Consider the following 739-nt stretch of genomic DNA (forward strand, 5'->3'; position numbering starts at 1 on the left):
GCAGGGCTTCCGCTTAACTTCCATGGTTCATGTGCGGATTTTGCAGTATTCCATATCGCAATCGTCGTCGAATCCATTTATCCAGATCTTTCAGAGGACTCAGTATTTCGGCTATGTCGTCGACAGTCATGCCGTCAACGCCCGGAGCCCCTTTATTGCGTTGAACCTGTTTTAACGCACACGCCAGATTGTTTCTGTCCAGTATACGTGCCATCAAAGATGAACAAAGGGTGCGGTGGTTGTAACCCAGCGGATCGTAAGACTCTTACGGGTAGCTTTTGAATGAGCGAATCAGTGGTGCCATGAGTGAGTTGAAGATGGCTCTGGAAACTGTGCAGGCTTTGAGTGATAAACCGTTCGGGCGGGTCAGTATTACACTGCCACGGTTTGCTTTTCAGTATTTCCTCAAGCCGGTTTATGGGGAGTTCTGTGAACGTTACCCGGATGTTCAGCTGGAAATTTCGGTGACTGATGAGGCTGTCAATCTGCTTGATAAAGGACACGATGTGGGTATCCGCTTTGATTGTAAATGACACTGATGCCGTGGTGGATGCTGCAAAAAAAGTCTGGGTATTGGTCGGATTGTTGAGCCTATGGTGCGTGAGCAGCTAGAGTCTGGAACGTTAAAACCTGTGTTGGAAGAGTGCTGGTATCCTTATCCCGGCCTTCACGTTTATTTCGCGCAGAACAGCCAAAAAGCCAAACGTATAAGAGTGTTTATCGATTTCCTTATAGAAAA

1 protein-coding gene is annotated in these 739 nt (G+C 47.4%); it reads left to right on the forward strand.

Annotated features, from left to right (window positions below):
* Positions 1-278 precede the first annotated feature (278 nt).
* Positions 279-533 carry a LysR substrate-binding domain-containing protein gene (locus tag E1189_RS24865; RefSeq protein WP_230460005.1) on the forward strand — a complete coding sequence of 85 codons (255 nt, stop codon included), beginning with the start codon at positions 279-281 and terminating at the stop codon, positions 531-533.
* Positions 534-739 lie beyond the last annotated feature (206 nt).

Source organism: Parendozoicomonas verongulae (assembly GCF_009711465.1).
Taxonomy (GTDB): Bacteria; Pseudomonadota; Gammaproteobacteria; order Pseudomonadales; family Endozoicomonadaceae; genus Sansalvadorimonas; species Sansalvadorimonas verongulae.